A 22,153-nucleotide genomic window follows, 5' to 3' on the forward strand; every position below is an offset into this window, starting at 1 on the left:
AGCCGAAGGTGGCGTTCGGGGCGTTGGCGGGCCCGTCGCCGAGATGGGTGGCGGTGGTGAACATGGTCTGGGCGATCTGCGGCGCCGTCAGGAACGGGAACGCCTGACGCAGGACAGCGGCGGCACCCGCTACGTGCGGTGCGGCCATCGACGTACCGCTGATCGAGTAATAGCCGGCCGTCATCTGATCGGCTGGGGCCATATTCAGCGGCCAAGTAGAATAAATATTTGTCCCAGGCGCAGAAATGCACCAAGCTGCTGCGGCTCCGCACAAGTTGCTCGACCAATTTGGCCTATTGTATTCATCAACATTTACAACGGCGACGATATATCCCGAAACATCGGAGAAATCGACCTGTTTTTGCTCGATACCATTGATGTCGTACAAGCGATAAACGCCGGAATTAGAATTCTCTGGGCGGATGTAGGGAATTAAAGATGCACTTGAAGCGTTTGCCCAATTGTATAGGTTTCCGCTGACGTGGTTGTTTCCTGCTGCGAAAATAGATAACACATCTCTGCTCGAGGCTTCCTTTAATGCTTGGTGTTCCGCGCTCATAGCTTCGTAGCTGTACTTCTGATATACATTTGAGTCTTTAAAAGAGTACCCATAGCTGCCGTTTATGATGCGGGCGCCGTTCTGTGCTGCATATTCGATTGCAGATGCGGTGTCTCCGCTCAGCTGCATCCTCGGCCGATTGTATGTTTGGCTGTCATCAGTTCCAACGATAGCGCGCAAGGCAAGAATTCTGCTCTCGAAGGCGACGCCCATCATGCCCGCGGGATCGCCGTCGCGTGCTGCGGCGATGGTTCCGGCGACGTGGGTACCATGGCCGTCTCTGTCCACGACGGAGGGCATAGTGAATGGAGTAGGCGTTTGCGGATACCACTCGTAGAAATCGGCTGAGGCAGGCGAGATTCGCGAACCGCCTGGACTCGTCAAATTCCTGAATTCCGGATGTGTCGCATCTATACCGGTGTCGATGACGGCGACTAAAACCCCAAGCCCGGTGAACCCGCGAGCATACGCAGTCGAGGCATTGATCGCCCCGAGGCCCCAGTCATTCCAGTACTCGCGTGTTTCAAAATCCTGCTTGGTCAGTCCCAGTGTCGAGGGCGAGCGCGCCGGCATGGTCTGCGCCGCCACAGGTCCCAGAGCCAGCGCGAGCGTCGCGAGCGAGCTGCCGACCAGCAATCCGAGTCGCACGGGGCCGCGACGCCGGGTTCCGGCGCGCGCGCCCCGGCTCGGATCACAGGATCCGGTCACACGCTCTACATCGCTATACTGTTGGACCACCGGACTGACCCCCGCCATGCCTGCCGCAAGCTTTACACGGGAGTTAGAAAATGCGGCTTTAACGAACTATCACATTGCGGCCACACTCGGCGCCGCGCGCGACGTCCTGAAACGGGGATCCCCCTTTCTGGGACGGATGGAACCACACCGCCGGCTCGCGGGTCACGATGATCGGACGTTGCGCCGGGGGCGGTCCGGTCGAGCGGCGCCCGCGTCGAATCGCACGCCGCCCGGGCAAACGACAGTGTACAGCCGCTCGGGTCGGCGGGAGACAGGAGGACTGTCCGGGTGGACGCGGCTAACGTGCGGGACGACCGGACCGCGTTGCCACGCGTCACCTTGGGGCAGGCCCCCGTTCTTCATCGGTCGCGCGAACAGCAGGTGTCAGGCTCTACGTATGTCTTCCGAGGAGAGAAACCAGGACCCGGATGCGGCGCCGGCCGGGGGCGAGGCTCCGGGCGGCGAGGTCGCCTGCCTGCGGTTCGAGCCGCCCGCTGATCCGGCGGCGCTCGGCCGGGCGTGGCAGGACCATCTCGCGCCCATCTTCGACGTGAGCTTCCGCCCGGAGACCGACCTGACCGTCCCGATCGCGATGCGCAGCTACCATCTCGGCGACCTGCTGGTCGGCGACGTGGTGGCGCCGGCCCACACCCTCGTGCGGACGCGGGAGATGATCGGCCAGCAGGGCCTCGACCACATCCTGCTGCAGTTCTACCGGCGGGGGCAGAGCCGCGTGGAGACCGAGCAGGGCACCGGCCCCGTGAACGAGGTGCAGTGCATCGTCTTCGACCTCGCCCAGCCCGTGCGCATCGTGGCGGGCGCGGTCGACGCCACGAACGTCGTGATTCCCCGCGCCCTGCTGGAGAAGCAGGGCTGCCACCCCGACGCCCTGCACGGGCGCCCCCTCGACCACGACGGCGACCCGTTCGGGCGGCTGGTCCATAATTTCGTCGCCAACGTCGTCGCCTGCGGCGACCTCCTCGACCGCCGCGAGGCCCTGGCGGCCTCGGCGGCGATCACCCAGCTCTGCGCCAGCTGGCTGCGCGGGCAGGAGGAGGGGCGCCCCTCCCAGCACCAGGACATCCGGATCCGGGTCCGCCGCCTCGTCGAGGCGGAACTCGGCAACCCGAAGCTGACGCCCGCCCTGATCGCGACCCGGCTCGGCCTGTCGCGCTCGACCCTGTACCGGCTGTTCGCCCCCAACGGCATCGTGGCGTATATCCGCGACCGCCGCCTCATGGCGGCGATGCGGATGCTCGTGCGCGACGATGCCCCCAAACCCCTGCGCATCTCGCAGGTCGCCTTCGCGGTCGGTTTCTCGGACGAGCGGACCTTCCGGCGGGCGTTCAAGCGCCGGTTCGGCTTCATCCCGAGCGACGCGTCCCAGCGCCTGGAGACCGGCCCCGAACCCGCGCCCGGCGCCGTCCTGCGCAACTGGATCGAGAGCCTCTGACGTGCCGCGCCGGTCCGCCGGCCGGCGGCGCGCCGGCGCTGTGGGCGTCCTGTCCCTCTGCCTGTGCCTCTCCCTGTGTTTCGCGGCCGCCGCGCCGCTCGCCCCGGGCCCCGTCCAGGCCGAGACCCGGGAGGCGGCGCCCGCCCTCCGCACCGGCGAGCCCGAGACGTGGCGGGTCGCGACCCATCCGGTGCCGCCCCTGGTCATGGACGAGGACGGCCGGCTGCGCGGGTTCAGCATCGATCTCTGGAACGCCGTCGCGCGGGAGCTCGGCGTCCGGACGGCCTACCTGCGCGTCGACGACCTGCCGGCGCTGTTCGCGGCGGTCTCGGACGGGCGCGCGGACCTGGCCATCGCGGCGGTGTCGATCACCGCGGAGCGCGAGCGGCGTTTCGACTTCTCCGTCACGATGCTGGAGACCGGCCTGCGCATCGCCGTCCGGGCGGAGCCGGACGCGACCGGCTCGGCCACCGCGCGGGCTCTCCGGGCGCTCCTGAGCGACGCCGCCTTCCTGCAGGTCCTGCTGGGGCTCGCCGCCCTGATCCTGGCGGTGGCGGCCCTGGTCTGGTGGCTCGAGCGGCGCCACCCCGGCGGCATGGCGGCGCGCTCGGGACCGGCGCGCGGCTTCGCCCACGTCGTCTGGTGGGCCCTGAGCAGCCTCGCCGCCCAGGCGGAGGAGATGCCGCGCAGCCCGCTGGCGCGGGCCGTCACGGTCGTCTGGCTGTTCACCTGCATCGCCCTGGTGGCGTGGTTCACCGCGGGCCTGACCAGCACGGCGACCGTGGAGCGCCTGCGCGGCGCGATCAACGGCCCGCAGGACCTGCCGGGCAAGCGGGTGGGCACGGTCGCCGACACCACCTCGGTCGCCTACCTCGCGGACCATTTCGCCACGCCGGTGGGCTTCGCGACCCTGGAGGCGGCCTGCGCGGCGCTGCGGGCCGGCACGGTCGCGGCAGTGGTCTACGATGCCCCCGCGCTCAGCTACTACGCGACCCGGCCCGGCCACGAGGCCCTGCGCCTGGTCGGCACCGCGTTCAACCGGCAATCCTACGGCATCCTGTTCCCGGCCAACGACCCCCGGCGCAAGCGCGTCAACCAGGCCCTGCTGGGCCTGCGGGAGGACGGCCGCTACGACGAGATCTACGGCCGCTGGTTCGGCTCCGAGAGCGGCGAGTCCCAGGGTCGCTGATCAGGGCCGCCGAGGCGCGCCGCGGTAGGCCTCGGCCGGGTGGCGGGCGGGCAGCCGGTCCCCCTGGCCGAACAGCTTCGCCCGCAGCGAGCCCTCGGCGTAGGCGGTCTTGTAGAGGCCGCGGTCCTGCAGTTCCGGGATCACGAGGTCGATGAAGTCCGAGAAACTCTCCGGCACGACGATCCGGCTGAGGTTGAACCCGTCGACCTCGCCCTCCGTGATCCAGGCCTGGAGTTCGTCGGCGATCGTCACGGCGTCGCCGGTGAGGACCGCGTAGCGGCCGCCGAGCTGCAATTCGGCGAGGAGGTCGCGCTTCGTCAGCCCGCGCCTGGCCGCCGCCGCGGTAGCCGACTGGATGGCGTTGCCCGGCGCGTAGGGGATCGGCTCGTCGAGGCCGTAGCGGGCGAAGTCGATCCCCGTGGAGGCGGAGAAATGCGCGAGCCCCGCCTCCGGGCTCGCGTAGGACAGGTACTCGTCGCGCTTGGCCTCGGCCTCCGCCCGGGTCCGACCGGGGATGATCGCGAGGCCGACGAACACCTTCACGTCGTCGGGCTCCCGGCCGGCCGCGACCGCCTCGGCCCGGATGGCGCGGACGGAGTCGCGGGCGGTGGCCGGGTCGCGGGCCGAGATGAACACGCACTCGGCGTGGCGGCCCGCGAAGGCGCGGCCGCGGCCCGAGGCGCCGGCCTGGTAGAGCACCGGCGTGCGCTGGCGCGACGGCTCCGACAGGTGGTAGCCCTCGACCGCGAAGAACTCGCCCCGGTGGGCGACCTTGCGGATATGGGCGGGATCGCTGAACACCCGGGCCGCCCGGTCGCGGCGCACGGCCGCGTCGTCCCAGCTGCCCTCCCAGAGCCGGTAGAGCACCTCCAGGTACTCGTCGGCGTAGTCGTAGCGCCGGTCGTGCGCCGGCAACGCGCCGCCGCTCTGGGCGCGGTGGGCGCTGTCGAGGTAGCCGGTGACGACGTTCCAGCCGATCCGGCCGCCCGTCAGGTGGTCGAGGGTCGAGAGGCGCCGGGCGAAGGTGTAGGGCGCCTCCTGGTGGACGTTGATCGTCACCCCGAAGCCGAGATGCTCGGTCACCGCCGCCATGGCGGAGATCATCACGGTCGGGTCGTTGACCGGGAGCTGCACGGCCTCCCGGGCGGTCACGTCGATGCCGCCGCCGTAGACGTCGTAGACGCCGATGATGTCGGCGATGAACAGGCCGTCGAACAGGCCGCGCTCCAGGAGCCTCGCCTGCTCGGTCCAGTAGGACAGCGTGTTGTAATCGGCCGAGCGGTCGCGCGGGTGGGTCCAGAGCCCGTGGTTGATGTGGCCCGCGCAGGTCATGTTGAAGGCGTTCAACAGGATCTGCTTCGTCGCGGCGGCCATCAGAGCGCTCCGTGCCGGGGCGGCTGCCGGCCGTCGAGGTGGTAGGCGCCGATCCAGTGGTACTTCCAGCGCACCGGATCGTGCAGGGTGTGGGTGCGGACGTCGCGCCAGTAGCGGTCGAGCGCCTCGGCCCGGTCGGTGGCCGAGGTGCCGCCGAGCTCGACGAGCTTGTTGGCCGCGAGCAGGCCGGCCCGGTGGCTCGCCGCCCGGGCCTCCGCCACCGCCACGGAGGCGGCCGCGACGCTGTCGGCGTCGGGGGCTTCCTGCGCGGCGTCCACGTAGCGGCCGGCCCGCGCCAGCAGGGCGTCGGCCGCCGCGAGGCGCACCTGGACGTCGCCCAGCGCGTGGAGGGTCAGGGGATCCTCGCTCGCCCGCGCGACCCCGGAATCGATCCACGGCCGGGCGCGGTCGCGCACGAAGGGCAAGGTCGCCGCGAAGGCGCCCGCGCCGATGCCGAGATCGATCCCGGCGTGCAGGATCTGCGCGAAGGGGCCGAGGGCGGTGGGCCGCTCCAGCGAGGCCTGGAACGGCACCACCCAGTCGGGCTCCACGGCGACGCGGTCGAACAGGACCGAGCCCGAGCCGGTGAGCCGCTGCCCGAACCCGTCCCAGTCGTCGACCAGGGTCACGCCCGGCGCGTCCCGGGGGACGAAGACGAGGTAGGCGACCGCCCGGCCGTCCTCCTCGGCGTTGGCCAGGGTGGGGATGCGGTGGGCGTAGAGCGAGCCGGTGCAGTAGTCTTTGCGGCCCTCGACAGTCCAGCCGGCCGGGTCGCGCACGAGGCGGGTGCGGCGGGTGTGGTCGCGCGCGCCGGTCTCGGCGAGCGCGTTGCCGAAGCGCTCGCCCGCCAGGACGCGGCCGTAGAGGGCGCGCTTCTGGGCCTCGGTGCCGCCGTTGCGGAGCACCTCCAGGGCGTAGAAATGGTTCTGCGGGATCTGGCCGAGGGAGCCGTCCGCCGCGGCGATCCGGGCGATCACCTGGGCGACCGTGGCGCTGTCGAGGCCGGGGCCGCCGTATTCCCTCGGCACCGTGATCGCCCAGAGGCCGGATTCGGTGAAGCGCGCGATCTCGGCGACCGGCAGGCGGCGCTCCAAGTCGCGCTCGGCGGCGGCCTCGGCGAAGGCCTCCGCCAGCCGGTCGGCGACGGCGAGCGCCGCGGCGGCGTCCGGAAGGACCGGCACCGGGCGCGGCGGCGCGGGTGCCTGCGTGAAGGCGGTCTCGTGGGGCTGGAGCGGCATCGCCCGGTCCTCAGTTCCACTGGTGCCGGGCGGGCAGCACGCCGTTCAGGGCGTGGTTCCCGAGGAGGTGGTACTTCCACCGCACGGGGTCGTGCAGGGTGTGGACCCGGGCGTCGCGCCAGTACCGGCCGAGATTGTACCCGTCGCGGGTCGCCGAGGCGCCGGCGAGCTCGAGCAGCCGCTCGGAGGCTTCCAGGGCGATCTCGGTGGTGAGGATCTTGGCCTGCGCCACCGCCACCGACGCCTCGGCCGCGCTCTGGGCGGTGACGGGGGCCGCGGCGATCCGGTCGAGCGCCCGTCCGGCCCGGGCCAGGACCTCCTCGGCGGCGTGCAGGTCGACGGTGAGCCGCCCGACCTCGCCGAGGATGTGGGGGTCCTCCGCGACGGTCTCGGCGGTGAAGGGATAGGGCCGGGTCCGGGTGCGCAGGAAGTCGAGGGCGGCGGCGGCCGCGCCCCGGGCGAGCCCGGCGTCGATCGCCGCGTGGATCAGCTGCGAGACCGGCCCGAACAGGCCCGGGCGCCCGGCCAGGGGCGCGAGGTCGATCGTCAGCTCCGCCTCGACCGGGGCCTGCGCGAAGATCACGCTGCCGCTCGCCGTGGTGCGCTGGCCGAAGCCCTGCCAGTCGTCCACCACCCGCACGCCGGGGGCGTCCCGGCGCACGAAGACCAGGAGCGGCCCGCCGTCGGGGCCGACCGCGCGCGTCGGGATCCAGTGGGCGAAGAGCGCGCCCGTCGAGTAGAAGCGCGTGCCGCTGAGCCGCGGGCCCTCCGGCCCGGCGGTCAGCCGCGTGTCCACGCCGGTGATCGCCTTGCCGTTGCGGGCGGGGCCGGCATTGCCGATCCGGTGGCCGGCGAGCACGTCCCGGTAGATCCGCGCCTGCTGGGCGGGGCTGGCGGCGGCCGCGACCAGCGCCAGGACGCCGAACTGGTTCTGGGGGATCTGCGCCGCCGAGCCGTCGGCGGCGGCGAGGATCGCGAAGACCTCCGCGAGCGTCGCGTGCGAGACCCCGGCGCCGCCGTGTTCGCGCGGCACCGTGATGCCGCCGAGCCCGCTCTCCGTGAAGGCCGCGATCTCCGCCCAGGGCAGGCGCCGGTCGCGGTCGCGCTCGGCCGCGCCCGCCGCGAAGATCCGGGCCACGGCCCGCGCGGCCGCGATCGCCTCGGCGTCCGAGCGGATCCGGTGCGGCGGCGACGGCGGCGGCGGCAGCCGATCTTCGACCGGGTCGGTGACGGGATCGTCCAGGTGCAGGCTCATACGGTTTCCGGTTGACCGCTCGGGTTGGGACGTCCCGCCGTCATCGCGAGCGCGGCGAAGCGCCCCGGGGCCGCGCCGGGTTGGAAGACGCGGCGCTGCCTGGATCGCTTCGCTCCGCGCGCGCGGACGGCGATGTCGAGGTCGTCGACCGGGGACGATCGATCGGTGTGGGCTCCCGGTCGGATCGCCCAGGTCGGACGGTTTCGCTCAGCGGGCCCGGAGCCGCCGCACCGCGGTGTCGCCCGCGAACTGGACCGCGCACACGAGGGCGATCAGGATCGCGATCACCACCACCATCACGGTGGTGTCGAAGCGCTGGTAGCCGTACCGGATGGCGACGTCCCCGAGCCCGCCCGCGCCCACCGCGCCGGCCATCGCGGAGGCGCCGATCATCGCCACCACCGTGATGGTGAAGCCGGCCACGATGCCCGGCAGCGCCTCGGGCAGGAGCACGTGGGCGAGGATGTGCCGGCGCCGGCAGCCGATGGACTGGGCGGCCTCGATCAGGCCCGCATCCACCTCCCGCAGCGAGACCTCGGCGATCCGGGCGAAGAACGGGGTCGCGCTCACCGAGAGCGGCACGATCGCCGCCCAGACGCCGATCGTGGTGCCGGCCACCAGCCGGGTGAACGGGATCAGCGCCACCAGCAGCACGATGAAGGGCACGGCCCGGAAGCCGTTGACCACGGTCCCGACCACCCGGTGGGCCGTCGGCGCCGCGAAGATGCCGCCGGGCCCGGAGGTGACGAGGAACAGCGCCAGGGGAATACCGGCGACCACGGCGATCCCGGCCGAGACCCCGACCATGAGCGCGGTGTCGAGGAAGGCCTGCCAGAGGCGTTCGATCATCTGCGGCGACATGGCGGGCCTCCGGGTTCGGGGTGCAGGGGCGGCGGTGCATCGGTCGGGGTATCGGGGGAGGAGCGGTCCCGCATCGTCTCACCCCTCCGCCGCGTCGGCGGGGACGTAGCCGACCCGCTCCACGTCGCCGCCGAGCGTCCGCAGCCGCGCCTCCGCGCCTGGGTCCTCGGCCGGGACGGCCACCAGCATCCGGCCGACCGCGTGGCCCTGGATCCGCTCGATGCCCGCCTGGAGCAGGCGCACCGGCGCCCCGGCCCCCGCGAGGCCCGACAGATCCGGCGCGGCCCGGCCCGAGCAGGTGATCCGCAGGATCGCCCAGCCGCCCGGCGCGGGCCGCGGCTGCAGCCGGGCCGCCAGATCCGGCGGCAGGCCGCGGGTCAGGGGTTCGAGCAGCGCCCGGGTGGTCGGGTGCTCGGGCGCCCCGAACACGCGCCAGACCGGCCCGGTCTCGACGACCCGGCCGCCCTCCAGCACCACGACGTCGCTGCAGATCTCGCGGATCACGCTCATCTCGTGGGTGATCAGGATGATGGTGATCCCGAGCCGCCGGTTGATGTCGCGCAGCAGGTCGAGGATCGCCAGCGTCGTCTCCGGGTCGAGGGCGGAGGTCGCCTCGTCGCAGAGCAGGATCTCCGGATCGCTCACGAGCGCCCGGGCGATGCCGACCCGCTGCTTCTGGCCCCCGGAGAGCCGCGACGGGTAGGTGTCGGCCTTGTCTTCCAGGCCGACGAGGCGCAGGGCCTCCGCGACCCGCGGGCCGATCGCGTGCCGCGGGACGCCCGCGACCGTGAGCGGCAGCGCCACGTTCTGCCGGACGGTCTTGGCCGCCAGCAGGTTGAAGTGCTGGAAGATCATGCCGATGCGCCGGCGCAGGGCGACGAGCCCGTCGGTGTCGAGGGCGTCGATCGGGGCGCCGTCGACCAGGACCCGGCCCGAACTCGGCGCCTCCAGCCGGTTGACCGTGCGCAGGAGGCTCGACTTGCCCGCCCCCGAGCGGCCGATGATGCCGAAGATCGCCCCGGCGGGGATCGCGAGGTCCACCCGGTCGAGCGCCTGCACCGGTCCGGCGGCCGAGCGGTAGGTCTTCGAGACGGACTCGAACCGCACCGTTCCGGTCTCCCGGCCGACCTCGCTGCCGGGCGCGGCGGCCGGGGCCCGGGCGGCGGTCGCGGCGCCCGGGCCCGTCCGCCCGGCCGCGGCCGGCGTGCCCGGATCGCGCAGGCTGTCGAAGATCAGGCCGACCATCAGTTCTGCCACGCCAGCAGGTACAGCTTGTCGCTGTTGGCGAAGGACTTGCGGATCTGCTGTTTCACGGCCTCCGAATTCTGGAAGAGCGTCACGAATTTCCGGATCACGGGGTCCTCCTTGCGGGCGGCCTTGGTGACGAAGCTCACGGCGAAGCGCCGGTCCTCGATACCGGAATAGATCAATCCGCTGGTCGGGTCGAAACTGCCGGCCGCCACGATGAAGTGCGGGTAGCCCAGGGCGAGGTCGACGTCGCCGGTGATCCGCGCGAGCTGCGGCCCCTCGACCTCGGTGAACCGCAGCGTCTTCGGGTTCTCGACGATGTCGTCGAGGGTGCCGAGGAAGCCGACACCGTCCCTCAGCGTGATCAGCCCGGCCTTCTGGAGGAGCAGCAGGCCGCGGCCCTGGTTCACCGGGTCGTTGGCGATCGCCACCGTGCCGCCCGCCGGGATCTGGTCGAAGCTCTTATGCTTCAGGGAGTACAGGCCGATATTGGACAGGATCCCGAGCCCGACGATGTCGAACGCGTAGCCCTTCTGCTTGGCGGCATTCTCCATGAAGGGGCGGTGCTGGAAGAAGTTCACGTCGATGTCGCCGGCGTCGAGGGCGACGTTGGGCGTCGTCCAGTCGCTGAACTCGACCACCTTGACGTCGAGGCCCTCGGCCTTGGCCTCCCGGGCCGCGACCGTGACGGCGTCGCCGTAGGCGCCGGGCACGACGCCGACCCGGAGGGTCTCCGCCCCGGCCGGGAGGGCCCCGAGGCTGAGCGCCGCGACGGCGAGGAGACGCAGGAACTTCATCGGGCGGGAACTCTGATCGGGATGGACGGGGGCAAGTCCGGCTGCCGGGCCGCGATGGTTCGCGCCGCATCCGAAGGCATGCGGACACGATCCATCAAGTCGACAGGCGCCGTCTCACGTGGATGATTGTCTCGCGTCAGGTTTAGATCAGCGCGGCCCGCCCCGAAATTCTAAAGATCGTCGTTCGACGACACGAACGATCTCCCGATACCCCTGAACCGGAGAGGCGCATGCTGCGCCCCCGCGGGGCTCCTCTCCGGCCCCGCTCCGTCCCCGCGCGCGCGGTCCCGCGGGCGGTCCGGCCCCGGGGACGGGGCGCGGCGCCCGGGCGGATCCCGGTCGCCCGGACCGGGCGCCGAATACAGGTCGGTCCGGCGGGGGAAGCGCCGGAACAAGCCTTGTCGGATCGGATTGAACCTGCGATTATCCAGTCATCGCAACGGCTTAGTGAAGATCATGCTCTTCCGCGAGCACTCCGCGAACGAAACCTTCTCCCCCATCCTCGATCCGGGGGATGAGCCTTCCCGGGTCGCGGAGATGCCCCGCCGCCCGGTCCCCGAGGCCTGGTCCGGCGTCGCCGCGCCGGTCCTCGCCCCGGGCGACGAGGTGGTCTTCGACCGGCTCGACCTCGCCGAGATCCTCGGGATCTGGCGCCATGCCCGCGGCCGGGTCGTGGGTCTCCACCGCCCGTGGGGCGCGGCCGCCACCGTGGACGTGCAGTTCGAGGGACACGAGACCCTGGAACGCTACCTGCCGGACCTGTTCCGGCGCGTGCACTGAGGCGCGCCGACAGGCCCGCCGGCCGGCGGAGTCATTGGCTGACCCCGGGCTGACCCCGGGCTGACCCCGGGCTGACCTTGGGCCGACATCGCCCGGATCTGTCGGCTGAGAGGACAGCGAGTGTCTGTTTTCACGACACTTCGCGGCGCCGCGCACGGATCGGGCCCGCGCTCACGAAAATGTAGGGCCCCACCGGCGCGCGTCTCCCCCCCGGGCCGGAACCCCGCCGGCTCCGAAACGTCGGGCCGGTCGCGACCACCGCGGCCGATCTCCCGGCCGGGGCGGACGGGCCTGTCCGGGGGGCACGATGGCTCAGGGAAACCACAGACGGCGCGCGGGCGCACCATGACGGCGAGCCACGGCGTGTTCGCCTTCGCGCATGTCGGCGACCTGCATCTCGAGCGGGCCTCCGACCCCCACGCTGCCGACCTGCGGGCGATGCTCGCCGAGGTGGCGGGGCTGCACCGACACGGTCTCCTCGACTTCGTCTACATCCCCGGCGACCTCGCCGAGGACGGGCGGGCGGAGCAGTACGCGGTCCTGCGCGAGGCCCTGGACCGGCACCCGGACCTGCCGGTGCGCCTGATCGCCGGCGACCACGACCGCCAGCACGGCACGATGGCGGATTTCGACGCCCTGTTCGCCGCGGTGGCGGGCAGCCCGCGCGGCGGCGGCCACGCGGCGCGGCGCCACGACCTGCCGCGCCCGCGCGACCCCGTCTCGGTGACGCACTACTACTTCGCCGAGACCTGGGCGGGCGTGCGCTGCCTGTTCCTCGACATGGTCAGCCCCGGCTACGGCCAGAAGGGCTTCGGCCTCGATTTCCGCCTCGGCCCCCACCAGCTCGCGTGGCTCGGCGAGGAGCTGGCCCGGGCCGAGCGGGAGGGCCAGCCCTGCGCGGTCTTCGCCCACACCTACCCGGACGACCTCTGCGTGCCCGACGAGCGGGCGGCGCTCGCCGGTCTGATCCGCCACTACGGCGTCCGCCTCGTCGAGATGGGCCACACCCACTACAACGAGCTCGCCCCGGACGGGCGCACCCTCTACGCCGCGGCCCGCTCGGTCGGCCAGAACGAGGACGGCTCGGTCGGCTACGCGGTCGCGGCGATCGACGGGCCGGTCGCGAGCTGGCGGTTCAAGCCCCTCGACCGGGCACTGCCCTTCGTGATGGTCACGAGCCCCGCCGACCGGCGCCTCGCCACGGCGCCCCTCGACGCCGCCGACGGCACGGTCTCGGTGCGCGCCCTCGTGCTGTCGGACCGGCCGCGGGCCGCGTGGCGCTGTCACCTGCGCGTCGATGGCGGCCCGGCCCACCCGATGGTGCCGGACGGCCCCCGGACGGTCCACGCCCGCATCCCCTGGCGGGACGGCGCGCGCCGCCTCGCCGTCACGGTCGCGGACGGCACCGGCAACACCGACACCGAGGTGATCGAGCCCGTGGACCGGAGCTTCGTGCCGCCGCCCGCGCACGAGCGCCCCGGCAGCGACGCGTTCCGCCTGCCGGCCTGGCCCGAGAAGGGGCTCCGGGGCGACCAGCTCGGGCCGAACCGCAACGGCCGGCACTGGTAGCCGGTCCCGCCCGAATCGCGGCACACCGCGCCGCACGATCCACCCCACCAGAGGACCACCGCAACCGATGGGCGCGCTGACGCTGACCCCCAACATCGCGACTTGGACGATCGCCGCCCTCGCGACCCTCGGCGTCATCCTGCGGCCGTTCGCGTGGCCGGAGGCGATCTGGGCGGTGCTCGGGGCCGGCGCCCTCGTGGCCCTCGGCCTGCTCGCCCCCGCCACCGCCTGGGACGGCGTGCTGAAGGGGACGGACGTCTACCTGTTCCTCGTCGGCATGATGCTGATGTCGGAGGTGGCCCGGAAGGAGGGCCTGTTCGACTGGCTCGCCTCGATCGCCGTGCGCGCCGCCAGGGGCTCGGCGACCCGGCTGTTCACCCTCGTGTACCTCGTCGGCACCGTCGTCACGGTGTTCCTGTCCAACGACGCCTGCGCGGTGGTGCTGACGCCCGCCGTCTACGCGGCCACCAAGGCCGCCAAGGTGGAGAACCCCCTCCCCTACCTGTTCATCTGCGCCTTCATCGCCAACGCGGCGAGCTTCGTGCTGCCGATCTCGAACCCGGCCAACCTCGTGGTCTTCGCCGAGCACATGCCGCCGCTGGTGCGCTGGCTCGGCCTGTTCGCCCTGCCCTCGCTGCTGGCCATCGCGACGACCTACGCGGTGCTGCGGCTGACCCAGGCGAAGACCCTGCGCGGGCAGGAGGTCGCCACCGACGTCGAGGCACAGCCGCTCTCCCGCACCGGCCTCGTGGCGGGGATCGGCATCGTGGCGACCGGCGGCGTGCTGATCGCGGCTTCCGCGCTCGGCCTCGACCTCGGCCTGCCGACCTTCGTGGCCGGGCTCGCCACCACGATCGTCGTGCTGCTGCTCAAGCGCGGCGGCCTCGTCGAGGTGGCCAAGGACGTGTCGTGGAGCGTGCTGCCGCTGGTGGCCGGGCTGTTCGTCCTCGTGGAGGCCCTGGAGAAGACCGGCGTCCTGGCGATGCTGGCGGACCTCCTCAAGGGCTACGCCCACGCCGCCCCGGAGGCCACCGCCTGGGGGGCGGGCGGCCTCGTCGCGGTGCTGTGCAACCTCGTCAACAACCTGCCGGCCGGGCTGATCGCGGGCGCCGCGGTCCAGACCGCCCACGTGCCCGAGAAGGTGGCGGGCGCGATCCTGATCGGCGTCGATCTCGGGCCGAACCTGTCGGTGACCGGCTCGCTCGCGACGATCCTCTGGCTCACCGCCATCCGCCGCGAGGGCCAGGATGTCGGCGCCTGGACCTTCCTCAAGCTCGGCCTGCTGGTGATGCCGCCGGCCCTCGCGCTGGCGCTCGCCGGCCTGCTCCTCGTCTGACCCTTCCCCGCAAACCCGAAGGTCCGCGCGCGTGACGGCTGCCCTCCTCTATCCCTTCATCCTGGTGGCGGGCGCGCTGCAGGCGATCGGCAACGCCATGAACGCGCAGCTGCGCGGCCGCATGGTCAATCCGTGGCTCGCCGCGACGGTGTCGTTCCTGCCGATCGTCTTCGTGTTCACGACCCTGTTCCTCACCATGCCGACGCCGCTGCCGAGCCTCGACAGCTTGGGCAAGATGCCCTGGTACGCGCCCCTCGGCGGCCTGGCCGGCGCGGTCGCGGTGTTCGGCGGCCTCGCCTTCATCGACAAGGTCGGCGCCGGGCCGTTCAACGGCCTGACGCTCACCGCCAACATCCTCACCTCCCTGGCGATGGACGCGCTCGGCCTGTTCGGCCTGCAGGCGGCGGGCTTCAAGCCGATGCCCTGGCTCGGCGGCCTGCTGATGGCGGTGGGCGTCACCTTCATCGCGCGCTCGGGCGGCAAGAGCGACGGCGGCGGCTCGGGGGTCGGCGGCAAGCTGCTCTACCCGTTCATCCTCGTGGCCGGCGCCCTGATGGCGATCGGCGTGGTCTGGAACGCGCAGCTCCGCGGGGCCCTGGAGAATCCCTGGCTCGCCGCGACGGTCTCGTTCGTGCCGGTCGTGTTCGTGTTCGCGCTGATGTTCCTGCTGCGGCCGTCGCCGCTGCCGACCCGCGACGACGTCGCGGGCGTCCGCTGGTGGATGCCCCTCGCCGGCCTCACCGGGGCGGTCGCGGTCTTCGCCGGGCTGCTCTTCGTCGACAAGGTCGGGGCCGGCGCCTTCAACGGCCTGCTCATCACCGCCAACCTCCTGACCTCGGTGGCGCTCGATCATTTCGGCTGGTTCGGCATGAAGCGGGTCAAGGCCGGCCCGCCGCGCCTGATCGGCGCCGCCCTGATGGTCGGCGGCATCGTGCTGATCTCGCTGTTCTGAGTGGCCGGGGCGATGTGGACCCTCCCCGCCTGGATCCTGCGCCGGGAGACCCTGCTCCTGGCCGGGGCCGCCCTCCTGGGCGCGGGCGGGGTCGCGGCGTGGTACCTGCTCCAGGCGACGGTGCTCACCATCGCGGTCGCCCCCCGGGACGGGACCGAGCCCGGCCTGATCAAGGCCTACGCGGACGCGCTCGAGGCCGCGCACGAGAATGTCCGGCTGAAGATCCTGTCCTTCGACGACGTGCGCGAGAGCGCCGCCGCCCTGCAGGACGGGCGCGCCGACCTCGCGGTGGTCCGCCCCGACGTGCTGCTGCCGACGAACGGCCTGACCCTGGCGATCCTGCGCGACCAAGCGATGGTCATCGCCTCGCCCGAGCAGGCCGGGATCACCAGCTTCCCGAAGCTCGCCGGCAAGCGGCTCGGCATCGCGGCGCACCGGGACGCCGATCTCTGGCTGCTCCGGAACCTCCTCGGCTATTACGGGCTCACCCTGGAGGAGGCCGCCGGCCCGGCCCGGGACTCGACGGTCCTGCTGGTCCCGGTTGACCAGGAGGCGGTGGCCGGCGCCTTCCGCGAGAAGCGGATCGACGCCTTCGTCAGCATCATCGCGCCCTCGGCGCCGAAGGCGCTGGCCCTGGTCTCGGCCGTGCAGGGCGTCGCCCGCGGCGGCAAGGTGGCGTTCGTCGCCGTGGAGGATGACGGCGCGGTGATCGAGCGCTTCCCGCGGCTCCAGGCGGTCACCGTCCCGGGCGGCCTGTTCGGCGGCCGCCCGAAGCTGCCGGCCGACGACGTGAAGACGGTGGGCGCTTCGTACCGGCTGATGGCCCGGGCCTCCCTGAGCCGCGTCGTGGCGGCCGACGTGACCCAGCAGCTCTTCGAGAAGCGCGGCGCCGCCGCCCTGGCGACGGACGCCGCCGAGTACGTCCAGGCCCCGGCCTACGACACGACCGTGGCGGCCACCAGCGCCCGCATCCCGATCCATCCGGGGGCGATCGACTATTACGAGCGCGACCAGCACGGCTTCATCGAGCGCTACGGCGACACGCTCTACCTCCTCGGCGCGCTGGTGGGCGGCCTCGTCTCGGTGCTGGCCTGGATCCGGCAGCGCCTCGCCAGCCTGCGCCGCGAGCGCATCGACGAGCTCCTGGACCGGCTCCTGGAGATCGCCGGGCAGGCCCGGGCGCTGCGCGACCCGGCGGCGATCGAGGCGCTCACCGTCGAGGTCGACGCGCTGGCCATGGACGTCGTCCGCTACGCACGCGAGCGGGAGCCGGACACCCGCACCATGTCGGCGGCGTCCGTCGCGATCGACACGGCGCGGGCGACCATCGCGGATTGCCGGGCGCGGGCGGCCGAGGACGGGGGGCGGACCGGGCGGCCCGTCCGGCTGCACGGCGCGGGCGGGGCCTGACATGTCCGTTCCAGCGCCCGCGCCCGCCACCGTGCCCGCCACCGCAACAGAATCGGACCGGAGCGACGCCGCGCCGGACGCCGCCTCGGTCAGGGCGCGTGTCGGCGCGCGCGTGGGCGCGCGGGTGCAGCGATCCCTGCGCTCGCGCACCGTGACCTGGATGACGGTGGGGTTCGCCACGATCCTGGTGATGACCGCCATCGCGCTCGGCGCCTTCGTGTACCAGCAGCGCGGCGTCGACGCCGTGCGCCACACCGTGGCGGTGGACGGGCGCCTCGCCCGGGTCCTGTCGGCGGTGCAGGACGCCGAGACCGGCCAGCGCGGCTACCTGCTCACCGGCGACGAGGCCTTCCTGCTGCCCTTCACAGAGGGGCGGCTGAACGTCGACCAGCAGCTCGATCTCCTGCGCGACCTCGTCCAGGACGATCCCGACCAGCGGGGCGACCTCGACACCCTGGCCGGGCTGATCCGCCGGAAGCTCGACGAGCTCGGCGCCAGCGTCGCCCTCATGCGCGCCGGCGACGGCGCGGCGGCCCGCGCCTCCGTGGCGGACGGGCGCGGCAAGCAGGTGATGGACGCGATCCGCGACCGGGTGCGCCGCATGGAGGCGCACGAGGCGCGGCGGATGGAGCGGCGGCAGGCGACGGTGTCGCGGATCGCCCTGGCCATCTGGGTCATGGTCGGGGCCCTGGCGGTGCTGTTCGTGCTGTTCGCCGTGTCGGCACTGCGGGAGGCGACCCGGCGCAACCGGCTGTCGCGGTTCCTGCCGCAGGAGCTGGTCCTGCGGCTCGCCGACGGCGACGGGAGCCTGAAGGCCGGCCGCCGCCAGCAGGCCGCCATCGTGTTCGTCGACATGCGCGGCTCGACCACCCTGGCCGAGAGCCTGGATCCGCACCGGCTCTCCGAGTTCCTGTCCGCCTTCCGGCGGCGGGTGACGCGCCTCGCCCGCCTGCGGGGCGGCGTGGTCGACAAGTTCATCGGCGACGGCGCCCTGGTGGTGTTCGGCCTGCCCGAGCCCCGGCCCGACGACGCGGCCCGCGCCCTCGCCTTCGCGCAGGACCTCGTCGCGGTGATCGCCCGCTGGACCGACAGGGCCGCACCCGCGCAGGCCGTGCGCATCGGTGTCGGCGTCCATTACGGCGAGGTGTTCTGCGGGATCATCGGCGAGGAGGCGCGCTACGAGTTCACCGTGCTGGGCGACGCCGTCAACGTCGCCGCCCGCCTCGAGCAGGCGACCAAGCTCCACGGCGTCCCGATCCTGGTCTCGGAGGCCGCGCGGCGGGCCGCGGGGGCGCCGGCCGAGGCGTGGCGCGAAGTCAGCCGCGAGCCCCTGCGGGGGCGCCGCGAGCGCATGGCCTACCACACGCCCGCCGCCCCGGGAGCGGGCGGTCCCGGCCCCCGCCGGGAAGAAGATATCGCGTTCCCGGCGGTCGAACCGGCCCTCTGAGAAGAACCTGCCTGTCGTGGGGATCGAATGGAGAACAAGCATCTCCGTGCGCAGCGAAATTCGAAAGACGTGTCCATTGCGAACGGACCTGCCGAGCGCGACATTCGGCACCATGCGCAGCGCTTCTGAAAACCAGTCGCCGGCCTTCGATCCGTTCGGCGAGCCCGTCGCCGACGGCGTCGCCGGCGCCTGCCCGGCCACCTCGACCGGCGACCGCACGGCGCGGCGCGTCGGCGGTGCGGTGTTCTGGACGCTGGCGCTCGCGATCCTGGCCGGCCGCGTCTACGCCTACGATCTCCCGGCCGTGCAGGCCGTCGCCTCGCACGCTGCCCAGGTGCTCGCCCTGCGCTGAGCCTCCTGGTCGAGCCCGTCGAAGACGACCCGCGCGGCGCGCAGGTTGCCGTCGATGTGCAGCCGCGCGCGGGCCCTCCCGATTCAGCTCCCCGTGAGGTGGTGGCGCACGGCCTGGGCCGTGACGGCAGAGACGCGCACGTTCGATTCCTGCGTCACCCCGGCGATGTGCGGCGTGAGGATCAGGTTCGGCAGGTCCGCGAAGACGGCGCCCGCCGCGGCGTCGAGGGGCTCGCGGTCGAACACGTCCAGCGCCGCGCCGCCGAGATGGCCGGAGCGCAGGGCTTGCGCCACGGCCGCCTCGTCCACCACCCCGCCCCTTGCCGCGTTGATCAGGATCGCGCCCCTGGGCATCCGGGCCAGCGCCGCCGCGTCGATCAACCCGCTGGTCTGATCGGTGAGCGGCACGTGCAGCGAGAGCACGTCGCTCTGCGCGATCAGCGCGTCGAGCGCTTGGCTCTGCACGGGGCCGTAGGCCGGGTTCCAGGCCGGGTCGCCCGCGGCCACGAAGGGGTCGTGGGCGGCGACCGTCATGCCGAGGGCCGCCGCCCTCCGGGCAGTCTCGCGGGCGATCGACCCGAAGCCGACGAGGCCGAGGCGCTTGCCGGCGATCTCGCGGCCCATCAGGGCGTTGCGCGGCCACGTGCCGGCCGCCACGCGGGCCGTGGCCCCGTAGGCGCCGCGCAGGAGCAGCAGCGCGGTGGCGACCACGTACTCGGCGACCGCGCCGTCGTTGGCGCCGGTGGCCGGGTAGACGGCGATGCCGCGCGCCCGGCAGGCCGGGATGTCGATGTTGTCGAGGCCGACGCCGAGGCGTCCGACGACCTTGAGGTCGCGGGCGGCCTCGAGCAGCGCGCCGCGCACCTGCGTCCGGTTGCGCACGATCAGGGCGTCGGCTTGGGCCACGGCGGCGGCGAGGTCTCCGGGCCGGTCGACGAGGCCGGGATCGTACTGCACGTCGAGGCCGGCGAGCTCGGCCGCGATCGCGGCCTCGTCCATGAACTCGCTGATGACGACCTTGGGCATGGCGCGCCTGTGTCCCGGTTCCGCGTGGTCGTCTCCCGCTAGAGCCGTTCCGGCCCGCGTGGCAACCCGGATCCGGGCTCGTCCGCCCTCAGGCGACCGCGCGGACCGCCCGCTCCGTCGGGAGCGCCCGCCGGGGCAGGCTCTCGATCAGGCCGGGGATCTCCTCGGGCGGCCGGGCCGGGCTGTACAGGAAGCCCTGCGCGCTGTTGCAGCGCCGCAGCCGGAGCAGCTCGGCCTGCTGCTCGGTCTCGACGCCCTCCACGGTGACGTCGATGCGCAGGTCGCGGGCGATGACCATGATCGCCTCGATCACCGTCAGGCATTCGGGGCGGCTGCTCAGGTCGCGCACGAAGGCGCGGTCGATCTTGATCTTGTCGACCGGGAACTGCGTCAGGTAGCTCAGCGAGGAGTAGCCCGTCCCGAAATCGTCGAGGGCGATCCGCACGCCGAGCGCCCGCAGGGAGCGGAGATTGTCCAGCACGTGCGGCGTGTTGGCGAGGAAGATCGACTCGGTGATCTCGATCTCCAGGCGGTCCGCCGCGAGGCCGGTCTCGCCCAGCACCGCCGCGACGTCGGCGAAGAAGTCGGGCCGGCGGAAATGGACCGACGAGATGTTGACGGCGACGCGCAGGCGCGCCGGCCAGGTCAGCGCCTCCGCGCAGGCCCGCCGCAGCGCCCAGCGCCCGAGCGCGAGGATGAAGCCGGTTCCCTCGGCGATCGGGATCAGCTCGGCGGGCGAGACGGGGCCGAGACCGGGCCGGGTCCAGCGGAGCAGCGCCTCGCAGCCGACCACTTGGCCGTCCTGCAGGCTGACCAAAGGCTGGTAGTGCAGCGCCATCTCGCCGTCGGCGAGGGCCTGGCGCATCGCCTCGTCGAGTTCGTGCCGGCGCTGGACGCGCACGTCCAGGTCGCGGTCGAAGCCCCGCCAGCGCCCCTTGCCGCCCTGCTTGGCGCTGTAGAGCGCGAGATCCGCCTTCCGGAGCAGGTCCTCGGGCTCGGTCGCGTCCGCGGGGGCGCAGGCGATCCCGACGCTGACGCCGATCTCCGCCCGGACGCCGTCGATGAGGTAGGGCTCGCGCAGAGTCGCGATCGTGGCCTCGGCCAGGGTCTGCGCGGCCGTACCGTCCCGGCCGCGCTGCAGGATCGCGAACTCGTCGCCCCCGAGACGGAACGCCTGCGCGTCGGCCGGGAGCAGGGCACGCAGGCGATCGGCGACCTGCCCCAGCAGGGCGTCGCCCGCGGCGTGGCCGATGCTGTCGTTGACGGTCTTGAAGCCGTCGAGGTCGAGGTAGAGCAGGCTGACCGTCGCGTCCGGGGCCGGTTGCGCGTTCTGCGGCGCGTTCTGCGCGGCGGCCGCGCAGGCCTCGGACGCGACGTCGTGGAACATGACCCGGTTCGACAGGCCGGTCATCGGGTCCCGGGTGGCCAGATAGGCGATGTGCGCCTCCGCCCGGCGGGCCTCGGTCACGTCGGAGCCGACGCCCCGGAACCCCGCGAAGCGCCCCTTCTGGTCGAGGAACGGCTTGCCGCTCAGCCGGAGCCAGCGCCGGCCGGCCGGCGTGTCGACGGCGATCAGGTGCTGGTGGAAGGCGACGCCCCGCCGGAGACGGTCCACGAGGTCGGCGCTCTGGTCGGCCTCGGGGGGCGCCTCCGCCCGGCCGGCGAGCAGCGCCGGGAACGAGGCGTGCTGGAGCCTCTGCACCGGGCAGGCCAGCACGTCCGCCATCCGGGTGGAGACGTGCTGGAACCGTCCGGTCCCGTCCGTCTCCCACAGCCAGTCGCTGGCATTCGCCTCGAAGGCGTTGAGCAGCAGCCCGATCGTCTCGCTCTGGTCCTCGACCCGCACGCGGTCGAGGATGCGCTGGCGCGACAGGCGGCTCATGCGGCTCACGCTCGTCACCACGAAGATCGCGTAGACGGCGAGCAGGAAGCCGATGCTGAGCGCGACCGGCTCCCCGGACCGGGCCAGCCCGACGAAGCTGCCGGCGATGACCGGGACCGCGAACAGGTACGAGACCGACAGGAGCGGGCCGACCACGTAGGCGTCCGAGATCAGGCCGGCCACGATGGCGACGACGAGCAGCCGCGCGTCGCCGCCGGAGGGGGCGAACAGCACGACCGGCAGGGTCGCCCAGGCGAGGCCCAGGGCGAAGGCGAGGCCGGCGGAGATCCGGCAGCCCCATCGGACGGTGTGCGCCGAGGCGGTGTCGCCGTGGGTGCGCCAGTAGAGCCAGGTCGCGTAGGTCGCCGCCGTGATCAGCACCGCGACCACGGCGAGCAGGCCGAGGAGGTAGGTGTGCGAGGCCGAACCCCAGAAGAAGTACGCGACGGCCAGCGCGATGATCAGGTGCGTCACCGCCGAGTAGGTGGCGAGCTTCAGCGTCTCGTCGAGGAGCCCCGCGCGCACCTGCAGGCGGTAGCGGCTCGGCAGTGCATCGTCGGCGTCGGGACCGAAGAGGCGGTCGAGCAGCGATTCCGGCCGGCGGTCCGGCCAGGTCCCCCGCCGCGCGCCCGGCCCGGTCGCGCCCGCGGAGATCTCGGGCGACACCTCGGGTGACACCTCAGGCGGC

18 protein-coding genes are annotated in these 22,153 nt (G+C 72.8%); 9 read left to right on the forward strand and 9 right to left on the reverse strand.

Annotated features, from left to right (window positions below; genetic code table 11):
- Positions 1-1,195 (reverse strand): S8 family peptidase (locus ACLBYB_RS29620; protein WP_447700941.1); only part of this gene is annotated, 1,195 nt, incomplete at its 3' end.
- Between the two features lie 499 nt (positions 1,196-1,694).
- Between ACLBYB_RS29620 and ACLBYB_RS29625 the strand changes: the two genes are divergently transcribed.
- Complete coding sequence (locus ACLBYB_RS29625; RefSeq protein ID WP_447700942.1) at positions 1,695-2,750, forward strand: helix-turn-helix domain-containing protein; 1,056 nt, start codon at positions 1,695-1,697, stop codon at positions 2,748-2,750.
- Position 2,751: 1 nt separating this feature from the next.
- Positions 2,752-3,939, forward strand: coding sequence for a transporter substrate-binding domain-containing protein (locus ACLBYB_RS29630; RefSeq protein ID WP_447700943.1), 1,188 nt, complete (start codon positions 2,752-2,754; stop codon positions 3,937-3,939).
- On the opposite strand, the gene ACLBYB_RS29635 is transcribed toward ACLBYB_RS29630, so the two are convergent.
- The 6 genes from ACLBYB_RS29635 to ACLBYB_RS29660 all read right to left on the reverse strand — a co-directional run bounded on the left by ACLBYB_RS29635 (position 3,940) and on the right by ACLBYB_RS29660 (position 10,712).
- The gene (locus ACLBYB_RS29635; RefSeq protein ID WP_447700944.1) at positions 3,940-5,313 is read right to left on the reverse strand and encodes an LLM class flavin-dependent oxidoreductase; all 1,374 of its coding nucleotides are present in this window, start codon (positions 5,311-5,313) and stop codon (positions 3,940-3,942) included.
- Positions 5,313-6,551, reverse strand: coding sequence for an SfnB family sulfur acquisition oxidoreductase (locus tag ACLBYB_RS29640; RefSeq protein WP_234081597.1), 1,239 nt, complete (start codon positions 6,549-6,551; stop codon positions 5,313-5,315). The genes ACLBYB_RS29635 and ACLBYB_RS29640 overlap by 1 nt, the downstream gene beginning before the upstream one ends.
- Before the next feature lie 10 nt (positions 6,552-6,561).
- Entirely contained in the window at positions 6,562-7,806 is a 1,245-nt protein-coding gene (locus tag ACLBYB_RS29645; RefSeq protein ID WP_447700945.1) for an SfnB family sulfur acquisition oxidoreductase, read from the reverse strand.
- A gap of 207 nt (positions 7,807-8,013) precedes the next feature.
- On the reverse strand, positions 8,014-8,667 hold the full coding sequence (locus tag ACLBYB_RS29650; RefSeq protein ID WP_020096012.1) for a methionine ABC transporter permease: 654 nt from the start codon (positions 8,665-8,667) through the stop codon (positions 8,014-8,016).
- 78 nt (positions 8,668-8,745) lie between these two features.
- Positions 8,746-9,912, reverse strand: a complete 1,167-nt coding sequence (locus ACLBYB_RS29655) for a methionine ABC transporter ATP-binding protein (RefSeq protein ID WP_447700946.1) — start codon at positions 9,910-9,912, stop codon at positions 8,746-8,748.
- A complete protein-coding gene (locus ACLBYB_RS29660) occupies positions 9,912-10,712 on the reverse strand; it encodes a MetQ/NlpA family ABC transporter substrate-binding protein (protein WP_234081592.1) in 801 nt (266 codons plus the stop codon). The genes ACLBYB_RS29655 and ACLBYB_RS29660 overlap by 1 nt, the downstream gene beginning before the upstream one ends.
- A gap of 537 nt (positions 10,713-11,249) precedes the next feature.
- Between ACLBYB_RS29660 and ACLBYB_RS29665 the strand changes: the two genes are divergently transcribed.
- The 7 genes from ACLBYB_RS29665 to ACLBYB_RS29695 all read left to right on the forward strand — a co-directional run bounded on the left by ACLBYB_RS29665 (position 11,250) and on the right by ACLBYB_RS29695 (position 18,558).
- A complete protein-coding gene (locus ACLBYB_RS29665) occupies positions 11,250-11,492 on the forward strand; it encodes a hypothetical protein (RefSeq protein WP_427510446.1) in 243 nt (80 codons plus the stop codon).
- A 345-nt stretch (positions 11,493-11,837) separates the two neighbouring features.
- Positions 11,838-13,061, forward strand: a complete 1,224-nt coding sequence (locus tag ACLBYB_RS29670) for a metallophosphoesterase family protein (protein ID WP_447700947.1) — start codon at positions 11,838-11,840, stop codon at positions 13,059-13,061.
- Positions 13,062-13,128: 67 nt separating this feature from the next.
- Positions 13,129-14,397 (forward strand): arsenic transporter, encoded by a 1,269-nt coding sequence (locus tag ACLBYB_RS29675; RefSeq protein WP_056529770.1) that lies wholly within the window; start codon positions 13,129-13,131, stop codon positions 14,395-14,397.
- Between the two features lie 31 nt (positions 14,398-14,428).
- Positions 14,429-15,349 (forward strand): DMT family transporter, encoded by a 921-nt coding sequence (locus ACLBYB_RS29680; RefSeq protein WP_020096018.1) that lies wholly within the window; start codon positions 14,429-14,431, stop codon positions 15,347-15,349.
- A 12-nt stretch (positions 15,350-15,361) separates the two neighbouring features.
- Positions 15,362-16,759 carry a TAXI family TRAP transporter solute-binding subunit gene (locus ACLBYB_RS29685; protein ID WP_091683322.1) on the forward strand — a complete coding sequence of 466 codons (1,398 nt, stop codon included), beginning with the start codon at positions 15,362-15,364 and terminating at the stop codon, positions 16,757-16,759.
- 1 nt (position 16,760) lies between these two features.
- Positions 16,761-18,206: an adenylate/guanylate cyclase domain-containing protein gene (locus ACLBYB_RS29690; protein ID WP_026605372.1), complete on the forward strand. Its 1,446-nt coding sequence runs from the start codon at positions 16,761-16,763 to the stop codon at positions 18,204-18,206.
- A gap of 112 nt (positions 18,207-18,318) precedes the next feature.
- Positions 18,319-18,558, forward strand: a complete 240-nt coding sequence (locus ACLBYB_RS29695; protein WP_020096021.1) for a hypothetical protein — start codon at positions 18,319-18,321, stop codon at positions 18,556-18,558.
- A gap of 83 nt (positions 18,559-18,641) precedes the next feature.
- Here ACLBYB_RS29695 and ACLBYB_RS29700 read toward each other — a convergent pair whose 3' ends face one another.
- Together ACLBYB_RS29700 and ACLBYB_RS29705 are read right to left on the reverse strand one after the other, a co-directional pair.
- On the reverse strand, positions 18,642-19,583 hold the full coding sequence (locus ACLBYB_RS29700) for a hydroxyacid dehydrogenase (protein WP_447700948.1): 942 nt from the start codon (positions 19,581-19,583) through the stop codon (positions 18,642-18,644).
- Between the two features lie 88 nt (positions 19,584-19,671).
- On the reverse strand, positions 19,672-22,143 hold the full coding sequence (locus ACLBYB_RS29705) for a putative bifunctional diguanylate cyclase/phosphodiesterase (RefSeq protein ID WP_447700949.1): 2,472 nt from the start codon (positions 22,141-22,143) through the stop codon (positions 19,672-19,674).
- Positions 22,144-22,153: the final 10 nt, after the last annotated feature.

The organism is Methylobacterium sp. D54C (assembly GCF_053345595.1).